The 24,493-nt window shown below is 58.7% G+C and carries 26 protein-coding genes and 1 riboswitch; of the genes, 13 read left to right on the forward strand and 13 right to left on the reverse strand.

Features of this window, described 5'->3' with window-relative positions; all coding sequences use genetic code 11:
• Nucleotides 1-16: 16 nt before the first annotated feature.
• The 7 genes from ACR0J0_RS08555 to ACR0J0_RS08585 all read right to left on the reverse strand — a co-directional run bounded on the left by ACR0J0_RS08555 (nt 17) and on the right by ACR0J0_RS08585 (nt 6,533).
• Complete coding sequence (locus tag ACR0J0_RS08555; RefSeq protein WP_480662977.1) at nt 17-1,111, reverse strand: Zn-dependent alcohol dehydrogenase; 1,095 nt, start codon at nt 1,109-1,111, stop codon at nt 17-19.
• Between the two features lie 81 nt (nt 1,112-1,192).
• Entirely contained in the window at nt 1,193-2,392 is a 1,200-nt protein-coding gene (locus ACR0J0_RS08560; RefSeq protein ID WP_480662979.1) for a TCR/Tet family MFS transporter, read from the reverse strand.
• Nucleotides 2,393-2,459: 67 nt separating this feature from the next.
• Nucleotides 2,460-3,188: an alpha/beta fold hydrolase gene (locus ACR0J0_RS08565; RefSeq protein ID WP_480662981.1), complete on the reverse strand. Its 729-nt coding sequence runs from the start codon at nt 3,186-3,188 to the stop codon at nt 2,460-2,462.
• Between the two features lie 12 nt (nt 3,189-3,200).
• Nucleotides 3,201-3,989, reverse strand: coding sequence for a 3-oxoadipate enol-lactonase (gene pcaD, locus ACR0J0_RS08570; protein WP_480662982.1), 789 nt, complete (start codon nt 3,987-3,989; stop codon nt 3,201-3,203).
• A gap of 59 nt (nt 3,990-4,048) precedes the next feature.
• Nucleotides 4,049-5,023, reverse strand: a complete 975-nt coding sequence (locus ACR0J0_RS08575) for a threonine ammonia-lyase (protein ID WP_480662983.1) — start codon at nt 5,021-5,023, stop codon at nt 4,049-4,051.
• Nucleotides 5,020-5,847 carry an alpha/beta fold hydrolase gene (locus ACR0J0_RS08580; RefSeq protein WP_480662984.1) on the reverse strand — a complete coding sequence of 276 codons (828 nt, stop codon included), beginning with the start codon at nt 5,845-5,847 and terminating at the stop codon, nt 5,020-5,022. Before ACR0J0_RS08580 ends, ACR0J0_RS08575 begins: the two co-directional genes overlap by 4 nt.
• Nucleotides 5,847-6,533, reverse strand: coding sequence for a haloacid dehalogenase type II (locus ACR0J0_RS08585; RefSeq protein ID WP_480662985.1), 687 nt, complete (start codon nt 6,531-6,533; stop codon nt 5,847-5,849). The genes ACR0J0_RS08580 and ACR0J0_RS08585 overlap by 1 nt, the downstream gene beginning before the upstream one ends.
• A 128-nt stretch (nt 6,534-6,661) precedes the next feature.
• Between ACR0J0_RS08585 and ACR0J0_RS08590 the strand changes: the two genes are divergently transcribed.
• Entirely contained in the window at nt 6,662-7,090 is a 429-nt protein-coding gene (locus ACR0J0_RS08590; RefSeq protein ID WP_480662986.1) for an FKBP-type peptidyl-prolyl cis-trans isomerase, read from the forward strand.
• Between the two features lie 263 nt (nt 7,091-7,353).
• On the opposite strand, the gene ACR0J0_RS08595 is transcribed toward ACR0J0_RS08590, so the two are convergent.
• The 3 genes from ACR0J0_RS08595 to fabA are packed head-to-tail and all read right to left on the reverse strand — an operon-like array spanning nt 7,354 to nt 9,921.
• Entirely contained in the window at nt 7,354-8,145 is a 792-nt protein-coding gene (locus ACR0J0_RS08595) for an enoyl-ACP reductase FabI (RefSeq protein WP_480662988.1), read from the reverse strand.
• 5 nt (nt 8,146-8,150) lie between these two features.
• A complete protein-coding gene (gene fabB, locus ACR0J0_RS08600) occupies nt 8,151-9,380 on the reverse strand; it encodes a beta-ketoacyl-ACP synthase I (RefSeq protein WP_480662990.1) in 1,230 nt (409 codons plus the stop codon).
• A gap of 31 nt (nt 9,381-9,411) precedes the next feature.
• Nucleotides 9,412-9,921, reverse strand: coding sequence for a bifunctional 3-hydroxydecanoyl-ACP dehydratase/trans-2-decenoyl-ACP isomerase (gene fabA / locus ACR0J0_RS08605; RefSeq protein ID WP_170326986.1), 510 nt, complete (start codon nt 9,919-9,921; stop codon nt 9,412-9,414).
• A 188-nt stretch (nt 9,922-10,109) separates the two neighbouring features.
• On the opposite strand from fabA, the gene irrA reads away from it, so the two are divergent.
• Complete coding sequence (irrA, locus tag ACR0J0_RS08610) at nt 10,110-10,526, forward strand: iron response transcriptional regulator IrrA (protein ID WP_239335809.1); 417 nt, start codon at nt 10,110-10,112, stop codon at nt 10,524-10,526.
• Nucleotide 10,527: 1 nt separating this feature from the next.
• On the opposite strand, the gene ACR0J0_RS08615 is transcribed toward irrA, so the two are convergent.
• On the reverse strand, nt 10,528-11,418 hold the full coding sequence (locus tag ACR0J0_RS08615) for a LysR family transcriptional regulator (RefSeq protein ID WP_480662992.1): 891 nt from the start codon (nt 11,416-11,418) through the stop codon (nt 10,528-10,530).
• Nucleotides 11,419-11,504: 86 nt separating this feature from the next.
• Between ACR0J0_RS08615 and ACR0J0_RS08620 the strand changes: the two genes are divergently transcribed.
• Nucleotides 11,505-12,302: a phytanoyl-CoA dioxygenase family protein gene (locus ACR0J0_RS08620; RefSeq protein WP_480662994.1), complete on the forward strand. Its 798-nt coding sequence runs from the start codon at nt 11,505-11,507 to the stop codon at nt 12,300-12,302.
• Nucleotides 12,303-12,331: 29 nt separating this feature from the next.
• Here ACR0J0_RS08620 and ACR0J0_RS08625 read toward each other — a convergent pair whose 3' ends face one another.
• The gene (locus ACR0J0_RS08625) at nt 12,332-13,195 is read right to left on the reverse strand and encodes a hypothetical protein (RefSeq protein ID WP_480662996.1); all 864 of its coding nucleotides are present in this window, start codon (nt 13,193-13,195) and stop codon (nt 12,332-12,334) included.
• 120 nt (nt 13,196-13,315) lie between these two features.
• Here ACR0J0_RS08625 and miaB point away from each other — a divergent pair, with 120 nt between their 5' ends.
• From miaB to ACR0J0_RS08675, 10 genes are all read left to right on the forward strand, one after another.
• Entirely contained in the window at nt 13,316-14,635 is a 1,320-nt protein-coding gene (miaB, locus tag ACR0J0_RS08630) for a tRNA (N6-isopentenyl adenosine(37)-C2)-methylthiotransferase MiaB (RefSeq protein WP_480662998.1), read from the forward strand.
• 180 nt (nt 14,636-14,815) lie between these two features.
• A complete protein-coding gene (locus tag ACR0J0_RS08635; RefSeq protein ID WP_480663000.1) occupies nt 14,816-15,580 on the forward strand; it encodes an outer membrane protein in 765 nt (254 codons plus the stop codon).
• 154 nt (nt 15,581-15,734) lie between these two features.
• The gene (locus ACR0J0_RS08640) at nt 15,735-16,757 is read left to right on the forward strand and encodes a PhoH family protein (protein WP_480663002.1); all 1,023 of its coding nucleotides are present in this window, start codon (nt 15,735-15,737) and stop codon (nt 16,755-16,757) included.
• Between the two features lie 39 nt (nt 16,758-16,796).
• The gene (gene ybeY, locus ACR0J0_RS08645; RefSeq protein ID WP_480663004.1) at nt 16,797-17,294 is read left to right on the forward strand and encodes an rRNA maturation RNase YbeY; all 498 of its coding nucleotides are present in this window, start codon (nt 16,797-16,799) and stop codon (nt 17,292-17,294) included.
• A gap of 32 nt (nt 17,295-17,326) precedes the next feature.
• Nucleotides 17,327-18,214 (forward strand): hemolysin family protein, encoded by an 888-nt coding sequence (locus ACR0J0_RS08650; RefSeq protein WP_480663006.1) that lies wholly within the window; start codon nt 17,327-17,329, stop codon nt 18,212-18,214.
• On the forward strand, nt 18,211-19,707 hold the full coding sequence (gene lnt, locus ACR0J0_RS08655; RefSeq protein WP_480663008.1) for an apolipoprotein N-acyltransferase: 1,497 nt from the start codon (nt 18,211-18,213) through the stop codon (nt 19,705-19,707). Before ACR0J0_RS08650 ends, lnt begins: the two co-directional genes overlap by 4 nt.
• Nucleotides 19,708-19,749: 42 nt before the next feature.
• Nucleotides 19,750-19,798: riboswitch (SAM-SAH riboswitch) on the forward strand.
• A gap of 5 nt (nt 19,799-19,803) precedes the next feature.
• Nucleotides 19,804-20,985 (forward strand): methionine adenosyltransferase, encoded by a 1,182-nt coding sequence (gene metK / locus ACR0J0_RS08660; RefSeq protein WP_480663009.1) that lies wholly within the window; start codon nt 19,804-19,806, stop codon nt 20,983-20,985.
• 92 nt (nt 20,986-21,077) lie between these two features.
• A complete protein-coding gene (gene trmB, locus ACR0J0_RS08665) occupies nt 21,078-21,788 on the forward strand; it encodes a tRNA (guanine(46)-N(7))-methyltransferase TrmB (RefSeq protein WP_480663011.1) in 711 nt (236 codons plus the stop codon).
• 69 nt (nt 21,789-21,857) lie between these two features.
• Nucleotides 21,858-23,216: a 3-phosphoshikimate 1-carboxyvinyltransferase gene (gene aroA / locus ACR0J0_RS08670; RefSeq protein WP_480663013.1), complete on the forward strand. Its 1,359-nt coding sequence runs from the start codon at nt 21,858-21,860 to the stop codon at nt 23,214-23,216.
• 8 nt (nt 23,217-23,224) lie between these two features.
• Nucleotides 23,225-23,842: a (d)CMP kinase gene (locus ACR0J0_RS08675; protein ID WP_480663015.1), complete on the forward strand. Its 618-nt coding sequence runs from the start codon at nt 23,225-23,227 to the stop codon at nt 23,840-23,842.
• Between the two features lie 30 nt (nt 23,843-23,872).
• On the opposite strand, the gene ACR0J0_RS08680 is transcribed toward ACR0J0_RS08675, so the two are convergent.
• Nucleotides 23,873-24,352: a YHS domain-containing (seleno)protein gene (locus tag ACR0J0_RS08680; protein WP_480663018.1), complete on the reverse strand. Its 480-nt coding sequence runs from the start codon at nt 24,350-24,352 to the stop codon at nt 23,873-23,875.
• Between the last annotated feature and the right edge of the window lie 141 nt (nt 24,353-24,493).

The raw sequence follows: 24,493 nt of genomic DNA on the forward strand, positions 1-24,493 counted from the left end.
CTCCCGCCTTATGAGGTTAATCTCTGTCAAATATGATGACGTTGCGCTTGGCCGAGCCGGTTTTGGTGTCCTTGATCGCTTCATTGATCTGCGACAACGACCACCGGCCTGAGATCAGCTCGTCCAGTTTCAGACGGCCTTGTTCATAGAGATCAATCATCCACGGGATATCGCGCTGGATGACAACATCTCCCATTTTCGACCCGATCAACCCTTGTCCTAATGCAGCCAGCACTACCGGCTCGTAACTCGCCATGTCCCCGGAATGTGGCATTCCGATCATGATCGCCTTGCCGCCCCGACCCAAGTAGCGAGGGGCTTGATCATAAGCCGGGATAGCCCCGACGGTGATCAAAACTGCGTCTGCCCCGCGCCCGCCGAGGGCCTTGTAGGCATCTTTCCAGGGGGCTTCCTGATCGGCCAAAACGCCGTGGGTCGCACCGAATTCCTTGGCGATGGCCAATTTCTCTTCGGTCATGTCCACGGCCACGATCCGGCGCGCACCTGCGATGCGTGCGCCTTGGATCGCGTTCAACCCCACACCGCCGGCACCGATCACCACAACATCCTGACCGGGACGCAGTTCAGCGGCGTTTACGGCCGCGCCCACGCCGGTGATCACGCCACAGGACAAGAGGCTGGCCACGTCTTTGGGCATGTCATGCGGAATCTTCACGATTTGCCGATGGCTGACCACAACCTTTTCGGCGAATGCCCCGCAGGCCATGGCCTGTTCCAGCGGGCTGCCGTCTTCGGTCCGCAAGGGGCCTTTGACGGTATCGTAAGGCGTTTCGCAAATGGTTGGTTTTCCCCCGGCACATGAGGGGCAGGACCCGCACGCCCGGATCAGGGTAACGACGACCGCGTCGCCGACCTGGAAATCTCCGGTCGAGCCTCCGACGGCGGTGATTATCCCTGCGGCTTCGTGCCCGTAAACGGCTGGAAGAAACCCGCCCCAGGCACCGCTGGCGTACGAGATGTCGGAATGGCAGATCGCCACCGCATCCAGTGTCACTTCTACCTCACCCGTATTGGGAGGCGCGATTTGAACGTCTTCGATGATCAGAGGTTCACCGAACGCGCGGCAGACGGCGGCTTTAATGGTTTGCATGTGTTCCCTCACTCCCTTTCGGCCACGGTGGCGCGGTTGAGAGGGTACTGCAATACGGAATCCGCCAAAGCGATGTCGCTGTTACGCTATGACCCTACGTGAGCGCAAAAACAGTGAAAGGCCGAAGACCATCAAAACCAGTGCCAGCAGGAAGGGGGCACCCGGCAGGTAGATTGGCGCGTCCGGTTTGATGAACTGCGCAAACACGGTGGTCATCAGAAGCGGAGAAATGACCATCGACAAGGCGTGAAGCGAGGTTAGAACGCCCTGCAATTCCCCCTGCTGCGAGTCCGGTGTCGCGCGAGACATCAAGGCTTGCAGGGCCGGTGTCACCACGGCTCCGATTGCGGTGATCGGGATTAGCATCAATGCGATGAAACCGTTGGTCAGGAACCCCAGCAACAGGAAGCTGAAGATCTCGAAGCCCATGCCGTAGATGATGGTCACACGCTCGCCGAGGTATTTGGTGGCCGGGCGGATCAGCCCGCCCTGTACTGCGGCCATACCGATCCCATAGACGCCCAACGACAGGCCGATCATTTGCGGGGACCAGCCGAACCGTTCGGTCGTAAAGTAAGCCCAGATGGCGGGGTAGACGTAGATCGAGACGGAATACAGAAGATAGACCCACAGCATCGGTCGAATGCCGGGCAGTGCCGCGATGGCGCGTAACGAGTTCACCGGATTGGCTCGGCGCAAGTTAAAAACCCGTCTGGTTTTGTCCGTGACGGTCTCGGGCATGACAAACAAGCCTATGAGGAAAGCCAGGGCAGATAATGCCGCCGCAGCCCAGAACGGCGCGCGCGTGCCGTATTCGCTGAGCAATCCGCCGACGACCGGTCCCAACACAAATCCGACCCCGAACGCTGCGCCCAACAAGCCAAAATTGGCGGCCTTTTCATGGGGTTTTGACACATCAGCCATGAATGCCGCCGCTGTCGCGTGCGTGGCCGCCGTGATACCGCCAACGATGCGTCCGGCCAAAAGCAGCCAGATACTGCCAGCCAGCGCCATCACAACGTAATCCAGAGACATAACGAACAGCGACACCAACAGCACAACCCGTCGCCCATACGCGTCCGACAGGTTCCCCAAAATTGGCCCAAACACGAACTGCATCGCCGCGAATGCCGTGCTGAGAATCCCACCCCAGATCGCGGCGGAGGCCAACGTGCCGCCCTGAACCTCGACGATCAGTTCCGGCATGATGGGCAGCACCAAACCGATGCCCATGGCGTCGATCATGACTGTGAGAAGGACGAAGAAAAAGGGCAGTCGCATTGGAACCGGGAGGATGACAATCTGGCCGGACCTTAACCGCAGTCGATGCGAGTGGAAAGAGACCCGCTCAGACCCGCGATGTAGGCAATGCCTTCCCGATATTGTCCAACAATTCAGCCAGCTTTTGCGGCTGGGCAAAGAACGGCGAATGCGAGGTGCCAATTGTTAGGCGCATGCCCTCGGGGGCGCAATGACTCATCTGTTCCTGATACTCGGTCGGGATCGTCCGGTCATCCGTTGTGCGGATGTACGCTTTGGAAACCTTTTCGAACTTTTCAGTCACGGGCAGGGGGGTATCCTGTGGCGAGATGGCTTGCGGACACAGCCGCGCCAGCGCGTAGGGTACGGTTTCCGGCGGGCAATCGTGATAAAAGAGGTCATGCACCCTGTCTGGCTTGACCGTGTAGGACAGCCCGTCCGAGGATTTCTCGACCGCATCGTGGATTGTCTGGCGAGGCGACAGTTTTCGCATCTCTACCATCGACAACCCATCACGTGGGACATAGGCGGCCAGGTAAATCAGCGCACGCATGGCGTCGGGTGCAGCCTCGGCTGCGGCACTGACCGGATATCCACCCCACGAATGCCCGACGACAATTGTCTGAGGCTTTGTCGCCGACAGAATTGTATCGCGGCAGCTATCCAACGTCACATCGGCAATGGGGGTCGGGTCGGAACCATGGCTGGGCAAGTCTATTGCGCGAACGTTATGCCCAAGTGACTCCAGCGCAGGGATGAGGTCTCGCCAACACCACGCGCCATGACAGGATCCGTGGACTAACAGATAATCCGCCAAACCATTGCTCCTTCAAATGTGGCCGATGTCGGTCAGGAAACTCTGCAGCAACGCCGCATACTCTGCCGGTTGTTCGACACAAGGCAAGTGCCCGGCGCGTCGCATCAGTTCGAACCGGGATCCGGGGATAAGCTCAACGGTTTCCCTTACCAGATCTGGCGGAGTCGAGCCGTCCTCGCTGCCGGCGATACCCAGTGTGGGTAGCCGCAGACCGCTGGTCGGCGTGTAAAAATCCGTACCCGAGATCGCCGCACAGCAGCCCAGGTACCCGTCCACCGGCTGACGAACCATCATGTTGCGCCACAGCAGGTGGTCTGGCGAGGTGCGAAATTTTTTCGAGAACCAGCGGTCCATGGTTGCGTCGGCCAAAGCCTCGATCCCGCCCTTGCGTACCGCATCCATGCGGTCCTGCCAGATCGAGGGAATGCCGATCTTGGCCGCGGTGTTGGACAGTACGAGGCCGCGTATCTGATCCAGACGCTTTACTGCCAGCCCCTGCCCAATCAGCCCGCCGATCGAAAGACCGACGAACACGCAATCCCGAACCTCAAGGTGATCCAGCAAGCTCTCGGCATCCTTGACCAACGCACCCATCGAATAGGGGGCAGGAGGTTGCGACGACAGGCCATGTCCCCGCTTGTCATAGCGTATAATGCGCAGGCCGCCCGGTAGGTGCGGCAGCATATCGTCCCAAAGACGAAGGTCGGTTCCCAACGAGTTTGCAAACACTATCGGCGCGCCATCCGGATCACCGTCGATCCGATAGTGGATTTGCACCTCTCCGAGGTCTGCGATCTGCATGACTCAATCCCCTGTCGTCATATGCATTGGTGTCAGATTGCCCCAGTCCGATTAAATTGTCAGGTCAGGAAACCCAGCGCTTTTGCAAAGACTTCGGGGTCAGCGTTGCCCCCCGAAGCCACCACGATCACCGTGTCGCCCTCGATTTCGTCCGCCCGATACAGGGCCGATGCAAGCGACACCGCGCCGCCCGGTTCCAGTACGATCTTTAGACGCAAAAAGGCCTGCGCCATCGCGCGCATGGCTTCGTCCTCGGACACCGACAGGCCTGGGCCGCAGAGCCGGTTCAGGATCGGAAAGGTGATCTGCCCCGGCTGCGGTGTCAGGATCGCATCGCAGATATTGCCGGCGGTGGCGTTGTTGCTTTGAATATGACCGGTCGCGAGGGACCGTTTGACGTCTTCGAACCCTTCGGGCTCGCATGGGCGGGTCCGTAGACCCGGCGCGTGACCTTCCAGTGCCAGCGCGATACCAGAAGTCAGCCCACCGCCGCCACAGCACACCAGTACATCGGCTTCATCGACGCCCAATTCCGCCGCCTGCCGCGCAAGCTCCAGTCCCACAGTGCCCTGGCCTGCGATGACCTGAGGTTCATCGTACGGTCGGATCAAGGTCAGCCCGCGCTCGGTTGCCAGTGTTTCGCCAATATCCTCACGGCTTTCGTTTGCGCGGTCATAAAGGACAACTTCACCACCCAGCGCGCGTGTGTTGTCGATCTTCAACTGGGGGGCATCGGAGGGCATGATGATCACCGACGAAATCCCGTGCTGAGCTGCCGCATACGCCACACCCTGCGCGTGATTGCCCGAGGAATAAGCGATCACGCCACGCTGACGGTCTCCATCGCTCAAGGCCGAAATAGCCGACCATGCACCGCGGAACTTGAAGCTGCCAGTGTGTTGAAGGCACTCGGGTTTGACCAGCACGCGTCGGCCTGCGATTTCATCCAGAAAGGGTGAGCTCAGAATTGGTGTTTCCCGAACATGTCCTCTGAGCCGCCCGGCGGCGGCCTCGATCATTTCAAGTGTGCTCATACGGCGTTCAGTACCTTGCGAATAAGTTCAAGCGATTGCGGCTCGTCCAGAAACGGGGCGTGGCCACGATCCGGGATCTCTTCTGAGATAAGGCCGGGGTGGCGGTCGTGCATCTCTGTCAGCGTTTCTTTGCCCAGAATGTCAGAGTTTTCACCTCGAATGACCCCTGTCGGAATGTCCTGCAACGCTTCAAATAGCGGCCATAGGTCTGGTGCAGCCCCGGCAGATGCCTGTTCCAAAAGCACTGTGCGCAAAGCGGGATCATAGCGCAGCGTAAGACCGTCCGAGGTCTCTTCAAACTGTATCTCGGCCTGCTGTCGCCAACGTTCCAGTGATACGTCGGGGAAATGGGGTTCCATGACATGCTGCAGCGCCTGTGCCGCTTGGTCGTAAGTTCCGGATACGGGCTGTTTGCCGACATATTCCATGATCTTGGCGATGCCCGACGGGTCCAAGACCGGGCCGACATCGTTCAGAACCACGCTCGACAACCGTTCCGGGTGGCTTGCCGCCAGCGCCATGGCGATCAGTCCGCCGCGTGATGTGCCGATGACGTTCACGCGGTCCAGGCCAAGGTGGTCCAACAACTCAATCGCGTCATGCGATTCGCGAATGACGTTGTAGTTCATATAGTCGGGGTCATGGTCCGATTGCCCGCGCCCCCGGTAATCCATCGCGATCATCCGCATATCGGCCAGGTGAGGCGCGAGAAACGAAAAGTCCTTGCTATTCCGGGTCAAACCCGCAAGACACAACACCGGCGCCCCGGCTCCGGTGTCCTCGAAGTAAATACGTCTGTCGTCAGACGTTGTGAAAAAAGCCATTAGAGTCCAGCCAGTTGAGGAATGCTCGTCAGGTCGGACAGTACATGTGCAGGCCTCCATGGCAAGCGGTCCATCGGTTCCCCTGCGCGATTCACCCAAGCCGTAACAAAGCCATACCCGCTGGCCCCGGCCGCATCCCAGCCATTCGAGCTGACGAACAGGACTTCATCGCGGGCACAACCGAACCTGTCCTGCACAAGGTCGTAGACTCGTGAATCCGGTTTGAAGATGCCGACGCTCTCGACAGACAGAACATCGTCCAGAGCATCGCCTATGCCCGCCGATTGGACGGCACCGTCCAACATCGGAGGTGATCCGTTCGACAATATTGCCGTTTGCAACCCGCCTGCTTTGAGTGCACGCAGCATGTCCGGGACTTCGGCGTAGGCCTGCAATTCCCAATAGAGATCCAGCAACCGTTGCCGCAGCGTCGCATCTCCGTCCAGCCTCGTGGCCTCAAGCGCCCAATCCAGCCCGTCCTGAGTGACGTCCCAGAAATCCGCATGCGCGTCCGTAACCGCGCGCAGCCAGGTGTATTGCAACTGCTTAAGGCGCCAGTGGTTGGCCAATTCGGGCCATTTCTCCTGAAGGGCTTCAAAACCCGGTTCCCCCGCCGCCTGCCGCGCGGCAGCCGCCACGTCGAACAAAGTTCCATAGGCATCAAAAACGCAGGTCGTGATCGGCATCAGGTTCCCTCCCATCCATCCGGGGCAGGTTTGCACAACAATAAAAGCCATAAAAGAGGTCAGGGTTTACAATGTCGTGTTACACCCTAGGCTTGGCCGCTCAAACTTTACAGAGGCCGGAGGCCAGCATGACCGAAATCAAACAAGGCGACACGGTTCGCATCCACTACACAGGAACGTTGCTGGATGGGAACGTCTTTGACAGTTCCGAAGGACGTGATCCGCTGGAATTTGTCGTAGGATCTGGCCAGATTATCCCCGGTTTGGATTCGGCGATGCCGGGCTTGAACGTGGGTGACAAGAAACGGGTCGAGATCGCCTGCGTCGATGCCTATGGCCCGATAAATCCTGCGGCGCGCCAGCAAATCCCGCGTGAGGGTATTCCGGATGACATTCCGCTGGACCTGGGCACCCAATTGCAAATGCAGACTCCGGACGGGCAGGCCCTACCTGTGACAGTTGTCGACTCTGACGAAGCGACCGTAACGCTGGATGCAAATCACCCGTTGGCCGGGCAGGACCTGATTTTTGACATTGAGGTTGTCTCGGTGAATTAACCGAATGCCCACAGCACCGGATCAGCCCGAAATTAGGCTGATCCAGGATTCTACGGTCGCACGTATATGCGGTTGCGTGAAAAACACGAACAGCATCAGTAGAGTGGTTAGTGCCAAGAGGGCGACGCGCCCACGCAAGCCCAGAAAACCGGACCTGCGTCGCGACCGGGCGCTGCTTGCTAGAATGTGATCGGCTTTGCTCATGCCGATATCCCTGCCCGCGAAAGATGGTCAAATCTTGGCACCGGCAGGGAAAGATCGGGTCACATATGGTCGGGCTGTGGCATGCCCAGAATGTGGAAGCCGCCATCGACTCGGATGATTTCGCCCGAGGTGCAGGCGCCCGCATCTGACGTTAGGTAAACTGCGGTGCCACCAACGGCCTCAAGCGTCGCGTTCGAGCGCATCGGAGCGTTCTGATCGCAGAACTTGTAGGTCTTGCGCGCACCGCCGATCGCCGCGCCGGCCAGCGTCTTCATCGGGCCGGGCGAGATTGCGTTCACACGGATGCCTTCGGGGCCAAGATCATTGGCAAGATAACGGGTTGCCGATTCCAGCGCAGCCTTGGCCACACCCATCACGTTGTAGTTCGGCACAACCTTGTTCGATCCCTGATAGGTCAGGGTCAGCAGCGTGCCGCCGTTGTCTTTCATCAACGGATAGGCGCGGCGGGCAACTTCGATGAAAGAATAGGCTGACACGTCCAGCGAGTGCTTGAAGTTGGCTCGCGTGGTGTTCAGGAACCGGCCCGTCAGTTCGGACTTGTCCGAATAGGCGATGGCGTGGACCACGAAGTCAATTGTCGGCCAGCGCGCGCCAAGCTCTTCGAATGCGCGGTCCAGCGACTCGTCATCCGTGACATCCGCGTCCACCATGAAATCACTGCCCAGGCTTTGTGCCAGCGGCTCCAGCCGTTTGCCGAACGCTTCGCCCTGATAGGTGAATGCCAGCTCGGCGCCGGCCTCGTGCATGGCCTTGGCGATACCCCAAGCAATGGAACGGTCGTTCGCCACGCCCATGATCAGGCCGCGTTTGCCCTTAAGAAGATCTGACATCATACTCACCCGTTATACTTCGACAGAACCATGGAACCGTTCGTGCCGCCAAAGCCGAAGCTGTTGGTCATGACACTGTCCAGTCCTGCGTTTTCAACAACTTGTGTTGCAATTTCACCGGGCAGGATGCCTTCGGCAAGAGTGTCGACGTTAATCGACGGCGTAATGAAGTCATGGTGCAACATCAGCAGGCAGAAAATTGCCTCCAAAGCACCAGCCGCGCCCTGTGCGTGGCCAGTCATCGACTTGGTCGAGGAAATCGGGGGCACGTTGCCTTCACCAAAGATGCGGCGGACGGCCTCTACCTCGCCAACGTCACCGACCGGGGTCGAGGTCCCGTGGGCGTTGATGTAGCCGACCTTGCGGCCTTCGGGCACGGTCGACAGGGCCAGACGCATTGCGCGTTCGCCGCCTTCGCCGGACGGTGCGACCATGTCGTGGCCATCCGAGGTGGCCGCATAGCCGGTCACTTCCGCGTAAATTTTTGCACCGCGGGCCCGCGCGTGTTCCAGATCCTCAAGAACGACGATCCCACCGCCGCCCGAGATCACGAACCCATCGCGATTCTGGTCGAACGCGCGGGATGCCTTTTCCGGAGTGTCATTGTACTTGGACGACATCGCACCCATCGCGTCGAACAGGCAGGAGAGCGTCCAGTCCAACTCTTCTCCGCCACCTGCGAACATGACGTCCTGCTTGCCCAGCATGATCTGCTCGGCAGCGTTGCCGATGCAATGCAGCGAGGTCGAGCAAGCCGAAGTGATCGAGTAGTTGATGCCCTTGATCTTGAACGCGGTTGCCAGGTTAGCCGAAATCGTCGAACACATGCATTTCGGAACAGCAAACGGCCCGATACGCTTGGTTGCGCCGGTCTTAAGAACGGTCTGGTGCGCAGTTAGCATGGCGCTGGTCGAGGGACCACCGGAACCGGCAACCAACCCGGTGCGTGGGTTCACAACCTGATCTTCAGTCAAGCCAGCATCCGCAATCGCCTGGCTCATGGCGATGTGCGCATAAGCGGCACCGGGGCCCATGAAGCGCAGGGTCCGCTTGTCCACATGCTCGGTCACATCGATTTTCAGCGTACCGGCGATCTGGCTGCGAAAGCCATGTTCGACCATCTGTTCATTGGCTTCGATGCCGGACTTTCCGGCCTTAAGCGAGGCCAGAACCTCTTCGGCATTGTTCCCGATGGAGGAGACAACCCCCAGACCGGTGACAACTACTCGACGCATGTGCGTGCTCCTTATTTCAGGCCGGTCCGGCTTAGGCTTCGGACAGAACGACTTTCATGTCTTTGACGTCGTAAATCATTTCGCCGTCCGCTTCGACGATACCATCCGCCACACCCATGGTCAGGCGGCGGGTCTGGATCGCCTTTTTAAAATCGATTTTATAGGTCAGCATCTTGCGGTCCGGACGCACCATGCCGGTCAGTTTGACTTCACCAACCCCCACGGCCATGCCGCGCCCCTGCCAACCACGCCAGCCCAGATTAAAGCCGGTCAGCTGCCAAAGACCATCCAGTCCCAAACAGCCAGGCATAATCGGGTTGCCAGGGAAGTGGCAGTCAAAGAACCACAGGTCAGGCGTGATGTCGAATTCGGCCAGAACATGGCCTTTTCCATGTGCGCCACCATCGGCCGAGATGTCGGTAATCCGGTCCATCATCAGCATCGGCGGAGCAGGCAACTGCGCATTACCGGGGCCGAATAATTCGCCACGCGCGCATTTCAGCAGATCGTCCTTGTCAAAGCTGCTCGGGAATTGGGCCATTCTGCCGCCTCTCCTGCCAGGGGTCCGTTCGTTATATCTGGCCTCGTCTAGCACCCGTATGCAAGGTCCTGCAAGAGCACCGCGCCACATCCTGTTGTGCAGACGACATTCTTTGCGAATGAATTTCATTTGAAATTACCCGAACAGAGCACTTATATATGGTTCAGCAACAATTGGGTTTCGGATTAATGACACCTCAGAGCCAGAACATAGCCACGGATTGGTTGGTTGACGCCGGGTTACGCCCTACGCGCCAACGTGTTGCATTGGCCGAGCTTCTGGTCGGCGACGGGCGTCACCGGCACGTCACGGCTGAAAGCCTGTTCGAAGCTGCCAAAAAGAACGGCGACGCGGTCTCGTTGGCGACGGTGTACAATACGTTGCGTGCGTTTTGCGATGCGGGCGTTCTGCAGGAAATCACAGTTGATGGCTCGAAGAGTTACTTCGACACCAATACCCACGATCACCCCCATTTCTACTGGGAAGACGAAAGCCGGCTGAGCGATGCGCCGTCGGATCAATTGGTGATTCAGCGCCTTCCAGAAGCGCCCGAAGGCGTCGAGATCGCGTCCGTCGACGTTGTGATCCGTCTGCGGAAAAAGTAAATCAACTCAAAAGGTCCGTCAGAATGTGTCCTGCTACCGCCGTGTTCGGGTCTGCGGGGCCGGTTCCATGGCGTGCCAGCACCACGGGTTCCGCCGCGATCTGATCCGATACCGGACGGCTGACCAGAGGCATTCCATCATAGCTGAAGGCAGACGGGGGATTGGCGTAGCTGATCGCAATACCCTCGTGATGAGCGGCCAGACTGCGTTGGATTTCCAGCGAAGCCGCGCGATGTGCCACCGAAGGTCTCAACCCGATCTGTCGGAAAAGCCCCAATACGTGCTGTGCCGAAAGCCCCTCGTTCGACAGAATCAGTGGAAAGGTGGCCAACTCATCCAACGATACGGATGACACGCCAGCCAAAGGGTGGTCGGGGGCCATGATGGCGTTGGGCAGACTGGTAAACAGGGTGGTTTGCTGAAACGCTGCATCCATACTCAAGCCATAGGTCAGCGCCAGATCGATCTGCCCATCGATCAGGCCAGAGATCAGACCTTCGAACCCATCCACCTTGTAGGCCAAGGCCAAATCAGGAAGCGCCGCGCGCAGCTGACGCACGGCGCTTGCAAGGAAAAACGGGGCCAGATCGACGAAACAGCCCAGCCGCAGCTGCGCCTTGGTCGCGCTGAACTGATCCGCTTTTTCCAGCCGGGCTGCGTTGGTCAGGAGGGTTTCGGCGTCTTCAATGAAACTGCGCCCCTGAGGCGTAAGCGCCATGGATGCCCCGCGTTTTCGTGTGAATAGCGGATAGCCGATGTGCGATTCGACGCGTGTCAGGGCGGTGGACAATGCCGGTTGCGACACGTTCAGCTGCTGCGCTGCGGCAGACAAGCTTCCGAAACGGCCGATTGCGCAGACATATTCGTACTGGCGAAGCGAGATATATAACATGAAATTAAATCTAACTTAGAAAGATATTATTTGAACAGAGGGGTCATCCATGCGCAGATCGGCTTACCACCGGCACGGAGACACACATGACGCACCCCCTCGTTACACAAGAGATGATCGACACCTATCAACAGGACGGCGTGGTTCTGATCAAAGGGCTGTTTGCCGATCACGTTGAAACCCTGCGCGAGGGGGTTGCCGCGAACATGGCCGAGCCCGGGCCTTATGCGTCGGAGAACAAGAAAGAGGGTGAAACAGGCCGGTTCTTCGACGACTATTGCAACTGGTCCCGAATCGAACAATTTCAGACGGTTATTCAGGATTCACCTGCGGCAGAAGTCGCGGCAGATCTGATGCAGTCCCAGACAGTTCAGATGTTCCACGACCATGTCTTGGTCAAAGAGCCCGGCACCTCGATGGCGACGCCATGGCATCAGGATGGCCCGTATTACTTTGTGGAAGGGCAGCAGACGATCAGCTTCTGGTCTCCGCTTGACCCGGTAAAGCAGGCCACACTGCGCTGCGTCGCCGGTTCGCACCGGTGGGAGAAAGAAGTCCTGCCGACGCGCTGGGTTTCGGAAGAGGGGTTCTTTGCGGACGAGGGTCAGTACATTCCCGTTCCGGACCCGGACGCCGAGGGGATGAAGGTCGTGGAGTTCGAAATGGAACCGGGTGACGCGGTCGCCTTCAACTATCGCACTTTGCACGGCGCTCGGGGCAATCAATCAACCAGCCGTCGCCGCGCATTCTCGTTGCGTTTGGTCGGTGACGATGTGCGCTATGTCGAACGCCCCGGGCGCACGTCTCCGCCGTTTCCCGGGCATGACATGGAACCCGGCCAACGCCTGCGCGAGGACTGGTTTCCGGTGTTGCTACGGCGTTGAAAAAAGCGGAAACGCAAAAAATGGGCGGGTCAGAACCACTGGCCCGTTTCAATCACTCCCAGTTCAAGCAACTGGTTCGACGACCATTCAAACGGGATTGAATTGCGCCAGCGGAAGGTTGGAATATCGAAGGTGGACCCTGCATTTGTTTTCAGCGCCTTCGCCGCCCGGAATGAGCAGATCGCCGCTGTCAGATTGTGATGCCACGGGCAGGAATACGTGTTGTATTCCGCCTCGTTGAACGTGTGATCTGGCCGCAGCGACAGTCCCTTTTGGGATTTGAAGAGTGAGATACGATCAATCCGGCGGCTTTGTGGGGGGACGTGCTCCTCGAATCGCCAGCGCAGCCCGCCGGACATCTCCAATTGGCGTTCGACCGGGTGCTTCCGCGAATCAAGCCGCGCCTGTGCAAAATAGCCGGTGCGGTCCAACATCGCGCGATCAGGTGAGACGCCGTTCGGAAATTCCTTCAGATCATCTGCATACAGATCGATGACGTGGCTCAGCATCGAGTCCCGGCGTTCTTCGTTATGGAAGGCCAGCATTTCGCCCACGGAGCGCGACTCGCAGAAGGGAAAGAACAGGTACTCCGCGTTATAGCAGTAATACATCCAAAGACCGGGGGCTGCCTGGATGACCTTGTTTATGGTCTCGAAAACAACAGTCCGGGGCGCGCAGGTCAGGGTGACGCGATGAATCCGGTCCGCAAGTTCGGGGTCCACCCCAAACTCTTGTGGCATGAACGCAATCAGGGATTTGAACCCCAGCCTTAGGTGGTGGCGGATGGTGCTGTCGATTTCGACATCATCCTCGACAAAAATCAGCGCTACGGGCCCTTTGGCCAAAGCTGCATCGCCTGTTTGCAGGAAACTGTCGAAGGATTCGTATCGCATTGCCTGTCCGCTGCTGCCTTGCTGGAGTTTCGGGCCAAAATCGGGTAATCGCGTCGCCATTGCAAGCGGCGTTCGTTGGGTATAGACGACGCCGATCCCGCGAATGCAAAGGCCGTTTTCATGTCAGAACCCAAAAAGCTGTACATCAAGACCTATGGTTGCCAGATGAACGTCTACGACAGCGAGCGTATGGCGGAAACGCTGGGCGGGCAGGGGTACGTGGAAACAAAAAGCCCGGATGACGCGGATATGATTCTGCTGAACACCTGCCACATTCGGGAAAAAGCGGCTGAAAAGATCTATTCCGAGCTTGGTCGGTTCAAGGGCCTGAAAAGCGAAAAGCCTGATCTGAAGATCGGCGTCGCGGGATGCGTCGCGCAGGCCGAGGGCGAAGAGATCATGCGCCGCCAGCCAATGGTGGACCTGGTTGTTGGCCCGCAAAGCTATCACCGTCTGCCCGAGATGGAGGCGAAGACGCGCACAGGCGCCAAGGCGCTGGACACCGATTTCCCCGAAGAGGACAAGTTCGAGAAACTCAAAGGCCGTCCCAAGGCCAAGCGCGGACCGACTGCCTTTCTGACGGTGCAGGAAGGCTGCGACAAGTTCTGTGCCTTCTGCGTGGTACCCTACACGCGCGGGGCCGAGGTCAGCCGCCCCGCAGATCGCATCCTGCGTGAGGCGAACGAATTGGTTGAACGCGGAGTACGTGAAATCACGCTGCTGGGGCAGAACGTCAACGCATATCACGGGGCGGGCCCTAACGGCGATATGACACTGGCCGGTCTGATTTGGGAGTTGAACAAGGTCGACGGGCTGGAGCGTATCCGGTTCACCACCTCGCACCCCAATGACATGGCGGACGATCTGATCGATGCGCACGGGACCTGTGAGAAACTGATGCCGTACCTGCACCTGCCGGTTCAATCAGGTTCGGATCGTATTCTCAAGCGGATGAACCGCAGCCACACCGCCGAAAGCTATCTGCGCCTGATCGAGCGAATTCGCGCCGCGCGCCCGGATATCGTGATGTCCGGCGACTTTATCGTCGGCTTCCCCGAGGAGACCGAAGAAGACTTTCAGGCCACCATGGATTTGGTGGAAGAGGTCAAATACGGCTACGCGTATTCGTTCAAGTATTCGACGCGCCCTGGCACGCCGGCGGCCGAAAGGTCTCAGGTTGATCCTGAGGCGGCGGATGACCGCCTGCAGCGTCTTCAGGCCCTGATCACGCGTCACCAGCGTGAAATTCAGGATGCGATGGTTGGTCGAAACGTCAAAGTCCTGTTCGAAAAGACAGGCCGCCTTCCAGGGCAGATGGTTGGAAAATCCGAGTATCTTCATTCGGTTCACGTGTCCGACGCCGATCTCGCGGTGGGCGAACTCCGGGATATTCGGATCACGGGGTCAGGCGCGAACTCGCTTGCGGGAGAATTGGTTTGACGCGGCCTTTATGCGCTGTTTGGAAACCATACTGACCTGTTAATTCCAAATTTACCCTTGATTTATGACTTGGAACTATGTTCCGAGAAAAATCAGGTTTTTTGGGGCCTGGGGTTCTGGGCCTTTAAAAGCCCATTTCTGCGCCGACCGGTTCAACAGGTCGGGCAATGGAGGGTACGAGTGAAAATTGTGAAGCGTTCCGTTGAATTGTTTGTCAAAACCACCCTGTCGACCGCGATCGCCTTTATGGTTTTTCCCGGTGTGACTGTAGCCGGCAATCTGGATCAGGGGGTTTCTGACCCGCCCGTGGTCAGCCCCAAACGGATCGGTTCGGACGTCAAGGCATTTTATCTTGGTGTTACAGGCGGATACGCTATAGGCGGCGACGATAGGTTCGGTCTGAATGCGTCGGGCAGCACGTCGGAAGTTGGCGAACTGGACCTGAGCGGCTCCTATGGCGGCTTACGCGGCGGTTGGCGCGGCGTTTTGCCTGCAAAGGGCGGGCGTGATTATGTTTACGGGTTTGAACTTGGGTACGAGTTCGGCTCGATTGACGATGAAGTCACCAATCAAATCAACGGAGAGACTGTTACAGGTACCTCCGAGGTTTCTGACGTTTTCTCAATACGGCTTCGCAATGGTTTGACCAACAAAAGCGGCACAGTTTTGTACTATGTTTCCGCCGGTTACGTGAACGGGGACATTTCGACCAAAAGCAGCCAGACATCCGGAGGAAACACTCAATTTTTCCAAGATAGCGGTCGGCGCAGCGGGTTTTCCGCAAGCATCGGGGCCGAGCATAATCTGAGCGAAAACTGGTCGATTACGGGTGAGTACGAATATGTGCAATTCAGCTCGGAAGACGTCGAGTTTTCCAATGGTACGTCTACCAAGTCGACACCGCGATACCGTGGTTTGAAGCTGGGCCTGAACTACAGGTTCTGACTTCTGGTTTGGAATGACGGCGCATCCCTCAAGGGATTGTGTCCCGTCTTGTGGGCGGTTTTACCATCCGCCGCGGAAAAAATGAATCTGTGGCTTGCGCCCACCAAGATTTCTTGTCTACGCTCAAGGTGAAACGCCAAGACAGGAGAGCGGATTGGCCATCGGTGCCCTTACCCCACCGCAAGATGAAATGCCTCAGCGCGAAGCGTTTGTTGAGTTTCCAGACAATCGATTGTTAATAGACCTTTGCGGCGAATATGATCGCAACCTGACGGAAATCGAGCAAAAGCTCTCCGTTCAGATTGTGCGCCGCGGGAATCAGCTGGCTGTCATGGGTGACGAAGACGCCCAAAAACAGGCCATTGAGGTCCTGCAGGCCCTATACACCCGTCTGGAGGGCGGTCGAGATGTCGAAGCGGCCGATGTGGACCGTGAGTTGCGGATGGGTGGCTCGGAAACGGGCACCGGCAGCCGCGACGGTGATCAGCTTGAGATGTTCAAGGGCGGCGCGGTCGAAATCAAGACACGCAAGAAACTGGTCGAGCCGCGCACAGATGCGCAAAAAGCTTACGTCCAGTCCCTGTTCAACAACGAACTGGCCTTTGGGATCGGTCCCGCCGGCACCGGCAAGACTTACCTTGCCGTCGCTGTCGGTGTGTCGATGTTCATCGGTGGTCATGTGGACCGGATCATCCTCAGTCGCCCCGCCGTCGAGGCTGGGGAGAAGCTGGGCTATCTGCCGGGCGACATGAAGGACAAGGTCGATCCCTACATGCAGCCGCTCTACGACGCGCTGAACGACTTTCTGCCCGGCAAACAACTGGCCAAGCTGATTGAAGAAAAGCGAATCGAAATCGCTCCGCTGGCCTTTATGCGCGGGCGTACGCTGGCAAATGCGTTTGTCGTATTGGATGAAGCGCAAAACGCCACGACAATGCAGATGAAGATGTTCCTGACGCGATTGGGCGAAGGCAGCCGTATGGTGATCACCGGCGACCGCTCGCAGGTTGATTTGCCGCGCGGCGTTCAATCCGGATTGGCGGATGCAGAGCGTTTGTTGAAAACGATCCCGAATATCAGCTTCAACTACTTCACGTCCAAGGATGTCGTGCGCCACCCGCTTGTGGCGGCCATTATCGAAGCGTATGAGGCCGACTCGGGCCGCGAGACAGCATAGTCACCGGGGTCCACTTGATAGGACCCTGGGCACGATGAAATGAACCTGGAAGTTACGATAGAAGATGCGCGGTGGCAGCGGCTTGAGCCATTGGCCACGCGCGCGATTCAGGCTGTATTGGACTATTCCGGTCTGGATGACGACCTTTGCGAGATCAGTCTGCTTGGCTGCGATGACGCTCGGATCGCGGAACTGAATGCCGAGTTTCGCGACAAGATCGCTCCAACCAATGTGCTCAGCTGGCCAGCCGAGGATCTGGCGGCCGAAGTTGCGGGTCAACCACCGGCAAAGCCAGCACCTGATTTTACCGGCGAGATGCCGCTGGGCGACATTGCGATTTCCTTCGATACCTGCGCGCGCGAGGCGTCCGAGGCCGGTAAATCCATAGACGATCACGTCACGCATCTGATCATTCACGGAACGTTGCACTTGCTGGGTTATGATCACATTCGTGACCCCGACGCCACTTTGATGGAGGGGGTCGAGGTCGAGATACTTGGCAAATTGGGTATCGATGACCCATATAGTATGTCATAGGGCCCCAGCGGCCGATTAATTGGAACAGGAATATGGGCGATACAGACGGCAGTTCTATGGCGGCGCAGGGCGCGCAACCGAAGAACAGCGGTGAAAATTTTGGCGAGAAAGCCGGTTTCTTTTCTCGAATAGTGGACGCGCTCTCATCGCAAAGCGTTGAAGAGGTTGGCGCGGCCAATGGACATGAGGTCGACAAGGTGCAGCCCCGTGGCATGATCAACCTTCGGCGGATGCGGGTCGAGGATGTCGCCATTCCGACAGCAGAAATCGTGTCCGTGCCTTCAACCATCAGCAAGGACGAACTGGCTCAGCTCTTCCGCGAGAGCGGGCTGTCCCGAATCCCGGTTTACGAGGGGACGCTGGATACGCCATTGGGATTTGTCCACCTCAAGGACTTTGCACTGACCCATGGCTTCAACGGCACGTCTTCGGAATTCGATCTGGTGTCGATGCTGCGCACCCTACTGTTCGTGCCGCCTTCGATGCCGATTGGTGTTCTGCTGACCAAAATGCAGACCGAACGTCGGCACATGGCGCTGGTGATTGACGAATATGGCGGCGTTGACGGGTTGGTGACGATCGAGGATCTCATTGAACAGGTGGTCGGTGAAATTGCCGATGAGCACGATGCGGACGAAGATCAGCTTTGGATTCAGGACAAACCCGGCTGCTATATTGTGCAGGCGCGCGTTCCGCTTGAAGAGTTTGAGGCCGAGATCGAGCGCTCTCTGACCAGCCACGAAGATGTGGACGAGGAAGAGATCGATACACTGGGTGGTCTTGTCTTCATGCTGTCCGGTCGCGTTCCTGCCCGAGGCGAAGTCGTATTGCACCCGGAAGGCCCTGAGTTCGAAGTAATCGACGCCGACCCTCGTCGGATCAAGCGTCTGCGTGTCATGTTGCCGGATCGCGTTGAATGAACCCTGCAAAGGGCTGGCCATTTTGGCTGAGGTTCTTACTTGCTGCTGCGCTGGGCGCGGTGGCGGCGTTCGGGCTGGCTCCGTTTGGTATGTGGCCAGCGACCGTGGTCGCTTTGATCCTGCTGTACCCGCTGTTTCTGACAACCGAGACGCGGATGCAGGCAGCCTGGCTGGGTTGGGCCTTTGCGACCGGGTACTTCGCGCACGCGCTTAGCTGGATTGTCGAGCCATTCTTTGTCGACGCAGAGCGGCACGCGTGGATGGCCCCCTTTGCTCTGACGTTCATGGCAGGCGGCCTCGCGCTGTTTTGGGCGCTCGCCTTCTGGGCAGCGCGTCGTCCGGACGGTCAGGCGAAAGCGCAGGCCGTTTTTCTGGGCATCTCAATCTCGTTATTCGAGCTTGCCCGAGGTTATGTTCTGACCGGGTTTCCCTGGGCCGGGTTGGCGCAAGTTTGGGTGGACACGCCGGTGGCGCAACTCTTGTCCCTGATCGGGCCGTACGGTTTGGGTGCGGTGACGATGCTGGCCACACTGCCATTGGGCGCCGCGCTTTCGCAGCGTGGGGGCTTTGCGTTGCCTTTGTGCTTGACGGTCGGGACCGCCGGTTTGGCGCTTGCGTACGCAGCTACGCGTCCGGACGTTCGCGAAACAGATCATGTCGTCCGCCTGATCCAGCCAAACGCGCCTCAGCACCAAAAATGGGACCCCGAATTCGCCCCGCTGTTCTTTACCCGTCAGGTCGAGTTCACGGCGTCGGCCCCCCGGCCCGATCTGATTGTCTGGCCGGAAACTTCGGTGCCTGCGTGGCTGGGCAGCGCTCAGCCGTATTTGGCGGCGGTCACCGATGCAGCGCAGGGCACGCCCGTTTTTCTGGGTATCCAGAGGGGAGAGGGGCCGCGCATATACAATTCGATGATCTATCTGAACGAGGATGGTCAGCAACAGGGTCTTTATGACAAGCATCACCTCGCGCCGTTTGGGGAGTATGTCCCGTTCGGTGATGTCATGGCCCGGTTCGGCATCTACGGAATGGCCGCGACCACAGGCAACGGTTTCTCCGCCGGTCCCGGCGCGGCGCTGATGGATGCCGGACAGCTGGGAAAGGCTCTGCCGTTAATCTGTTATGAGGCCGTATTTACGCAGGATGTTCTGTCGGCCCCCGACCGGGCAGATTTCCTGTTGCAGATCACCAATGACGCTTGGTTTGGAACCCGGTCCGGTCCCTATCAGCACTTGGCGCAGGCCCAGATGCGAGCGATTGAGCAAGGCCTGCCGATGATGCGTTCGGCGAACACCGGTGTTTCGGCAATGATTGATCCATTGGGGCGCATAACCGAAGCATTGCCTTTGGGTCAGGCTGGGTTCATCGACGCAAACCTGCCGGGGCCCATGGCCTCGACGGTGTATTCGCGCATGGGGGATATGCCGATCTTTGTCGTGTTGCTGGTGTTCTTCGCTCTGTTTTGGCGCAACGCACGAAAGCAGCAGGGATAGTTTCGCATTGACCCTTTGTTTCAAGGGGCGTATTCCGTCGCTTGCCCGTCACAACGGCTTCCTGGCGTGATGGGGAAATCTTAATGGAGCACTTTCATGTCGCGACAGAACTACACATTTACTTCGGAGTCTGTTTCCGAAGGGCACCCGGATAAGGTTTGCGACCGGATTTCCGATGCCGTCCTTGACGCATTTCTGAACGAAGAACCCGAAGCGCGCGTTGCGTGCGAAACCTTTGCCACGACCGATCGCGTCGTCATCGGTGGAGAAGTAGGTCTGTCTGATCAGGAAAAGCTGCACGACTATATGGGCCGTATCGATGAGATCGCGCGCGCCTGTATCAAGGATATCGGCTATGAGCAGGACAAATTTCACCACGAAACCGTCGAGGTGACAAACCTGTTACACGAGCAGTCCGCCCATATCGCGCAGGGCGTGGACGCGTCCGAGGACAAGGACGAAGGTGCCGGCGACCAAGGTATCATGTTCGGTTACGCCACCACCGAAACCCCCGCGCTGATGCCAGCGCCGATCCAGTACTCGCACGCGATCCTTCGCCGTCTGGCCGAAGTTCGTAAGAGCGGCGCAGAACCCGCGCTGGGTCCGGACGCGAAATCCCAGCTTTCGGTTATCTACCGTGATGGTAAACCAGTGGGCGTCAGCTCGATCGTTTTGTCGACGCAGCACCTGGACGAAACGCTGACCTCGAAAGACATTCGCGGCATCGTCGAACCTTACATCGCCGAAACGCTGCCCGAAGGCTGGCTGACCAGCGAGACCGAATGGCACGTCAATCCGACGGGCAAGTTCGTTATCGGTGGACCCGACGGTGATGCTGGCCTGACGGGGCGCAAGATCATCGTTGACACTTATGGTGGCGCGGCCCCGCATGGCGGCGGCGCGTTCTCGGGCAAAGATCCGACCAAGGTCGACCGCTCGGCTGCTTACGCTGCGCGCTATCTGGCCAAGAACGTCGTTGCTGCGGGGATGGCGGAACGCTGCACGATCCAGCTGAGCTATGCGATCGGCGTGTCCAAACCTTTGTCTATTTATGCGGATACGCATGGAACAGGGCAGGTTGCGGATGTCGAGATCGAAAAGGCCGTCGGCCAGGTGATGGACCTAACCCCGCGCGGTATCCGGCAGCACCTGCAGCTGAACAAGCCGATCTACCAGCGCACCGCTGCGTATGGCCATTTCGGCCGCGAACCCGATGCGGATGGCGGCTTTAGCTGGGAACGCACCGATCTGGCCGATGCGCTAAAAGCGGCGGTCTGATCCGAAGTAATCGAAGCGCGCCCTAACCGGCGCGCTTTTTCGTTCTGGCGCCGGGGTTGCAACACTTGGACCTGCGCAGTATGGGCACCGCCATGAGCACCCAGACACCAAAACGCCCCCGCAGAAACTTCTATGGCCGCTTTAAGGGCAAGACACTGAAGCAGAGTCAAAAGACGTATCTGAACGAAGATCTCGATGCCCTGTCGCCGGGCGCGGTCGATTGGGAAACCAACCCTGAACGTCACCCGCTGGACCTGGACGCGCTGTTCGGCGGCAAGGATGTCTGGCTTGAGGTTGGCTTCGGCGGTGGCGAGCATCTGGTGCATCAGGCTGCCAGCAATCCCGATATCGGCATTATTGGGGCCGAACCCTACATCAACGGCGTCGCCATGCTCTTGGGCAAGATTCGTCAGGCTGGGGTCGAAAATCTGGCCGTCCATCCCGGTGATGCGCGCGATCTGTTCGACGTATTGCCCGAGGCCAGCATCTCGCGCGCTTTTCTGTTGTACCCGGATCCGTGGCCAAAAACCCGCCACCATCGTCGCCGTTTCGTGACGCAGGAACACCTGGAGCCGCTGGCCCGCGCCCTGAAGCCGGGCTCGATTTTCCGCGTGGCGACCGACATTCCAGATTATGTGCGCCAGACGCTGGAAGAGGTGCCGCGCGCCGGGTTCGAATGGCTGGCCGAGCGCCCCTCGGACTGGCGAGAGCCGTGGGAAGACTGGATTTCCACCCGTTACGAGCAGAAGGCTCTGCGTGAAGGCCGTACGCCACATTATCTGACCTTCCGCCGCAAAGGTTGATTGCGGCTGGACCAAGCGGCCCCAATTCGCTAATCGGCTTGAGCACTGATAGCGAAAACAGGAGCCCCCATGTCCGGACACGGCACGCCCATCCCGATGACCTCGCATCCCTGCGGCCCGTTGACCGGCACGGCAGAGGTGCCCGGTGACAAATCGATCTCGCACCGGTCGCTGATCCTGGGCGCGATGGCAGTAGGCGAGACAAAGATCTCGGGACTGTTGGAGGGCGAGGATGTTCTGGACACCGCAAAGGCCATGCGCGCCTTTGGGGCCGAAGTCACCGATCACGGTGGCGGTGAATGGACTGTGAATGGTGTGGGCGTCGGTGGATTTGCCGAGCCGGACCAAGTGATCGACTGCGGAAACTCCGGTACTGGTGTGCGTCTGATCATGGGCGCTATGGCGACCTGCCCGATCACGGCGACTTTTACCGGTGATGCCAGCCTGAACAAACGCCCAATGGCGCGTGTCACCGACCCGCTGGCGTTATTTGGAACGCAATCGGTGGGCCGTTCCGGTGGGCGTTTGCCAATGACCATCGTTGGTGCGGTCGATCCGGTTCCGGTCCGCTATGAGGTGCCTGTGCCCTCGGCGCAGGTTAAATCCGCTGTGCTGCTGGCCGGTTTGAACGCACCGGGCAAAACGGTTGTGATCGAGAAAGAAGCCACCCGCGACCATTCCGAACGTATGCTGGCGGGCTTCGGTGCCGAGATCACGGTCGAGGATACCGATGAGGGCCGGGTGATCACCCTGACCGGACGCCCAGAGCTGAAACCGCAGGTCATCGCAGTCCCGCGCGATCCGTCCAGCGCGGCGTTTCCGGTCTGCGCGGCGCTCATCACGCCCGGTTCGGACGTGCTGGTGCCGGGCATCGGCCTTAACCCGACCCGTGCAGGTCTGTTCACCACGTTGCGTGAGATGGGCGCGGACCTGACTTATGAGAATGAGCGCGAAGAGGGAGGAGAGCCCGTCGCCGACCTGCGCGCAAAGTACTCGCCCAATATGAAGGGCATCAACGTGCCGCCGGAACGGGCGGCTTCGATGATCGACGAATATCCGGTTCTGTCCGTGATCGCGGCGAATGCCACCGGCACCACGATGATGGGCGGTGTGAAAGAATTGCGCGTCAAGGAAAGCGACCGGATCGACGCGATGGCTCGCGGGTTGCGCGCCAATGGCGTGACCGTGGACGAAGGCGAAGAATGGTGGTCCGTCGAGGGGCTGGGTATCGGCAACGTCCCGGGTGGCGGCACTTGTGAGAGCTTTCTGGACCACCGCATTGCCATGTCGTTCATGATTCTGGGCATGGGTGCCAAGAAGGGCGTTACCGTTGATGATGCTGGTCCGATCGCCACCTCCTTCCCGATTTTTGAACCGCTGATGGCCACTTTGGGTGCACAATTGCAGCGCAACAATCGTCCGGTTTAATGTCTGGCATGCCCTTCACAGTCGCCATTGACGGCCCTGCCGCAGCAGGAAAAGGAACGATCTCCAAAGCGGTCGCGGCGCAGTTCGGGTTTGCCCATCTGGACACCGGTCTGTTGTACCGGGCCGTCGGGCGCCGGACCCTGCAAGGCATGGAGCCTATTGTTGCGGCGCAGGCTCTTACACCCGAAGAGCTGGAGCAGGGCGATCTGCGCACGGCAGAAATCGCTCAGGCGGCGTCCAGGGTCGCCGTCATCCCCGAGGTTCGGGCCGCTCTGATTGAATTCCAACGGGCCTTTGCGCGTCGAACGGGGGGGGCGGTATTGGATGGCCGCGATATCGGTACGGTTATCTGCCCCGAGGCAGAGGTGAAACTGTTCGTTACTGCCAGCCCCAAGGTTCGGGCCGAGCGCCGTTTCCTTGAACTCGCCGCAAAGGGCAGTGATGTTACGCGGGATCAGGTGTTGTCAGATGTCCGTGAACGCGACGCGCGCGATGCAGAACGCAGCACCGCTCCGATGAAACCGGCTGAAGACGCCGTACTGCTGGACACTTCGGACCTGAGCATCGAGGACGCCTTGGCCAAAGCTGTTGAGATCGTTGAAAATGCAAGGCCCGCGAACCTTTGATATCGCGAGCCTTGGCTGGGGGAGCCCAGACTACAGTTCTCCGACAGCGATGTTTTTGATCTTCGACCACTGATCATCAGCGGTTTGTGATGTCGCTGCTACGTTCTCAAGAAACGCAGCACGTGTTTCCGCGTTCAGGAACAGGTAGAGTTTACCATCTGCAACCAAGTACTGATCCGGGTCGCCGTCGAACTTCTTGCCCACGGACACGCCAAAGGAACAGAATCCGCCATGCTGCGGCAAGTAAGCCGCTGGGTTGGCTTCGAACGCTTCGCGGTTGGTGGCACTGGTAAAGTAGTATGATGCGCCGTCAAACGTCGCGGAATGGGTCGCAAATCCTTCAACGGGATTGCCGTCGTTGACCAGCGCCACAAGATCGACGCCATGCGCGGCCAGCGGCGCGCCAGCGGCGGAAATGCCGTTTGAAACATTGATCTCATCCGCCGCAAAAGCCGGAGCGGCAACAAGCGGCAAGGTCGCGATCAGGGTGGTCAGAACCAGGGATTTCATTGTGTTTTCCTTTCCTGTGCAGGTTCGGGCCGGCGGGTCTGCCAGCCGCTGAACCAAAGCTAGGTGCGGGGTTCTGAACGAGCTATCGCAGCAAGCCCCAAGTATCTTGCAGATCGTTCAAAGCTGTAGGTGGGCTGGAAA

The organism is Ruegeria sp. BF12 (assembly GCF_056538705.1).